This is a genomic window from Actinophytocola sp., assembly GCF_036402745.1.
Classification (GTDB): domain Bacteria; phylum Actinomycetota; class Actinomycetes; order Mycobacteriales; family Pseudonocardiaceae; genus Actinophytocola.
This window is the reverse complement of sequence record NZ_DASWSJ010000073.1, coordinates 1-3,438: the sequence shown is the minus strand read 5'-3', so window position 1 is coordinate 3,438 and position 3,438 is coordinate 1. Positions and strand designations below refer to the sequence as shown.

The following is a 3,438-nucleotide window of genomic DNA, read 5'->3' as shown; positions in this document are numbered from 1 at the left end:
TGGCGAGGGCGATCGTGCTGATCCCGATGAACGTGCCGCCGAACAGGAACGCCGCGATGAGCGCGGCGACGACACCGCCGGCCAACGCGGGCAGGGCGATGCCGACGGCCTGAACAACCAGGGCGACCAGCAGCAGGTCCGGGTGGGACCAGTGGCGGCCCAACCGGGCCCACAGGACGGCGGACGGCACCGCGGCGAGCCCCACGATCACCCAGGTGCCGCTGCCGATCCACCCAGGTGACCCCTGGTCGATCGCGGCGACGAGGAAGGTGCCGGCGATGATGTAGCCGACGCCCTCCAGGGCGTAGCTGGCGAACAGGGCCGAGAACCAGCGGTGCGTACGGGAATGCAGTTCGTCTGATGTGGACGGTGACTGTTCTGGCCGGAGGTTCCACGCTCCGGCGGAGAACACCGCGGCCAGCGTGGCCGCCGCCCACCAGGCCGCCTGCCAGTCACCGACCGAACGCACCACAAGCACGAGCAGACCGGACAGGGCGATGCCCACTCCGACGCCACTGAAGCCCCAGCCATGCAGGTGCGGGCCACTCAGGTGGCTGAGCAGGGAGTTGGCGGCGACCACGAACACGATCGCGCTCGCCACACCGGTGAGCAGCCGCAGGACGAGCCACACGGTGGTGCTGTGGGTGAGCGGCATCGCGGCGAGTGTCGCGACGAGCAGGAGCAACGAGTAGTGGTTGACGGTACGGGACCGGGCCAGGCCGGGCGCGAGGGTGCCGGCCAGCGCGCCGACGAGGTAGCCGACGTAGTTGGCCGTGGCCAGGTTCGCGCCGGCCTGCGGGGTCAGCCCCGCCTGCGCGGTCATCAGCGGCAGGATCGGCGTGTAGACGAAGCGGCCGACACCCATGGCGCCGGCCAGCGCCGCGGCCGCCTCGGCGACGTGTGCCCACGGGGAACGGATGCTCATGCGGGGTTATTCGGGTGCGGACGCACGGCGGTGACGTCGAATGTCATCCACGCCCGTAGCGGCAGGGTGCCGAGCACGTTCGTGCGCAGGTCGTCTTCGTCCGTGGCGCGCCACAGCCCGATGCTGCGCAGCTCGCCGACCGGGCGCCACAACCGCACCAGGTTGCCCGTGGCGGCGAGTTCCTTGGCGCGTACCGCTTCCGCGGCGCGAAGTGCGGTGACTTCAGCGGGATCGGTACCGTCGGGGTACGTCGTGGTGATCTCGACGATGAATTCTTGGGCGAACTCTTGCGTGGTCTCCATGGACCACATCGTGTGTCCACGTCCGGCGCGGCCGCCACGACGGCTTTTCTCCCTATTGGGAGGCGCGGGCTCTCAGCGTGCGGGCTTGTGTGGGTCGTTGGCGGGCAGCCACACGGTGTCGTCGTCCAGACCGAGCGTGCCGATGTCGCTGGTGAGCGCCTTGACCACGGCATGGACCGACGAGCGGGTCTCGTCGTGGCGCGCCACCAGCGACCACGTCCAGTACGGCGCGGGACGGACCAGGGGCCGAACAACCAGGTCCGGCGGCACCGGGGTCGTCTGGCCTTTGGGGGAGTTGACCACCGGTCGGCGGAGGCGGCGCACGTGGTCGAAGAACGCAGGCCCGGTGACCCCGCCGTCGTCGATACGCACCACCTCGGCGCCTGCGTGCCGGGCGAACTGCTCGCCGTACAGGTTCCACGATGACCAGCTGACCGTGTCCGCGTCCACCAGGACCACGGCGTCCTTCGCCTCGACCGGCGAGATGTCGGAGCCGGTGGACACCGCGTACAGCCGGTCCGCGCCGATCAGGTGCGCGTCGAGGCTGTACTCGGTCATGTCCGGCGTCTGCACCCAGCAGATCGCCAGGTCGATGCTGTGATCGGCGACCCGGGCGGCCTGGGCGTGCGACGGCAGCACCCACGCGTCGACAAGCAGCTGAGCGATTCCGGCGGTCCGTTCGACCAGGTCCGGCAGGCGCCAGTTGACGTAGCCGAGCCGGACCGGTTCGGACCCGCACAAGCCCGCGGCCTGCCGGCGCAACTCGTCGGCCTGCTTCAACAACGCCCTGGCCGAGGGCAACAGCGCCTCGCCGGTCGCGGTGAGGGCGACCGAGCGGCGGTCGCGGTCGAACAGCCGGACCTGCAGGTCCCGCTCCAGCGCCTTGATCTGCTGGGACAGCGACGGGCCTGCGATGCGCAGCCGTTCGGCGGCCCGGCCGAAGTTCAGTTCCTCGGCGACGGCGACGAAATACCGCAGCTGGCGCAGCTCCACATGGCCATCGTAGTGCGGTGGGAGGTTCGTCCTCCCACCAGTGAGCAAGCCGGTCGTGGCAAGCCCGCGTGGACCGGCACACGATCAGGAGGCAGTCAGGACCAGCAACGAGAAAGTGATTGTCCACTATGAACACAGCGCACAAGGTGGTCGTGATCACCGGTGCTTCCCAAGGTATCGGCGCCGCTCTGGTCACCGCCTACCGCAAGCTCGGCTACGCGGTCGTCGCGACCTCACGCACCATCGGCGAGTCCGATGACCCCGAGGTGCTGACCGTCCGCGGTGACGTGGCCGAGCCGGGCGTCGGCGGCAGGGTCATCGAGGCGGCACTGGTCCGGTTCGGCCGGGTCGACACCCTGATCAACAACGCCGGCGTCTTCATCGCCAAGCCGTTCACCGACCACACCGACGAAGAGTTCGACCTCGTGACCGGCGTGAACCTCCGCGGCTTCTTCGAGTTCTCCCGCAGCGCCATCACCGCGATGCTCGCCCGCGACGGCGGGCACGTGGTGAACGTCTCGACCAGCCTGGTCGACCACGCCAACTCACAGGTTCCCGCTGCGCTCGCGTCACTGACCAAGGGCGGCCTGAACGCGGTCACCAGGGAGTTGGCCGTCGAGTACGCGGCGAAGGGCATCCGGGTCAACACGGTCGCGCTCGGCATCATCCGCACGCCGATGCATCCGGCCGAGACGCACGAATTCCTGAGCGGCCTGCACCCGGTGGGCCAGATGGGCGACATCGACGACGTCGTCGACGCGATCATCTACCTGGAGAACGCCCGGTTCGTCACCGGGGAAATCCTGCACGTCGACGGCGGACAGAGCGCGGGGCACTGACATGAACACCACGAACGAGGAAATCCTGATCGGCGTCCTGGACGAGTGGAAGTCCGCCGTCGACGCACACGACCCCGAGCGGATCGCCGCCACCTTCGCCGCGGACGCGATCTTCCAAGGGCTGCACCCGTACAGCGTCGGACGGCAGGGCATCGCCGAGTACTACGACTCCCAGCCGATCGGGCTGAAGGCCGCCTACAAGATTCTCGAGACCAGGCGGCCCGCCGAGGACCTCGTGCTCGGCTACCTGAGCGTCGACTTCTCGTTCGCCGACCGGCCGACGCTGGCCGTGTACCTGAGCGTGCTGCTGCACCAGTCGGCCGACGGCTGGTTCATCAGCCACTACCAAGTGTCCAAACTAGACTGAAAGGTAAGTGTC

The 3,438-nt window shown here is 68.9% G+C and carries 5 protein-coding genes; 2 read left to right on the top strand and 3 right to left on the bottom strand.

All coding sequences use genetic code 11. The features are described 5' to 3' along the window. The 3 genes from VGD70_RS07095 to VGD70_RS07085 all read right to left on the bottom strand — a co-directional run. On the bottom strand, positions 1 to 925 hold a 925-nt coding region (locus tag VGD70_RS07095), incomplete at its 3' end, for a YbfB/YjiJ family MFS transporter (protein ID WP_331079336.1). Then, a complete protein-coding gene (locus VGD70_RS07090) occupies positions 922 to 1,227 on the bottom strand; it encodes a muconolactone Delta-isomerase family protein (RefSeq protein WP_331079334.1) in 306 nt (101 codons plus the stop codon). The genes VGD70_RS07090 and VGD70_RS07095, both read right to left, overlap by 4 nt. Positions 1,228 to 1,299: 72 nt before the next feature. Beyond that, complete coding sequence (locus VGD70_RS07085) at positions 1,300 to 2,220, bottom strand: LysR family transcriptional regulator (RefSeq protein ID WP_331079333.1); 921 nt, start codon at positions 2,218 to 2,220, stop codon at positions 1,300 to 1,302. A gap of 128 nt (positions 2,221 to 2,348) precedes the next feature. Here VGD70_RS07085 and VGD70_RS07080 point away from each other — a divergent pair, with 128 nt between their 5' ends. Next, positions 2,349 to 3,059, top strand: a complete 711-nt coding sequence (locus VGD70_RS07080) for an SDR family oxidoreductase (protein WP_331079331.1) — start codon at positions 2,349 to 2,351, stop codon at positions 3,057 to 3,059. A gap of 1 nt (position 3,060) precedes the next feature. Beyond that, a complete protein-coding gene (locus VGD70_RS07075) occupies positions 3,061 to 3,426 on the top strand; it encodes a hypothetical protein (protein WP_331079329.1) in 366 nt (121 codons plus the stop codon). Positions 3,427 to 3,438 lie beyond the last annotated feature (12 nt).

Coding starts and splice junctions, on each gene's coding strand:
- VGD70_RS07080 (WP_331079331.1), top strand. CDS start 2,349: ATGAACACAGCGCACAAGGTGGTCGTGATCACCGGTGCTTCCCAAGGT.
- VGD70_RS07075 (WP_331079329.1), top strand. CDS start 3,061: ATGAACACCACGAACGAGGAAATCCTGATCGGCGTCCTGGACGAGTGG.
- VGD70_RS07090 (WP_331079334.1), bottom strand. CDS start 1,227: ATGGAGACCACGCAAGAGTTCGCCCAAGAATTCATCGTCGAGATCACC.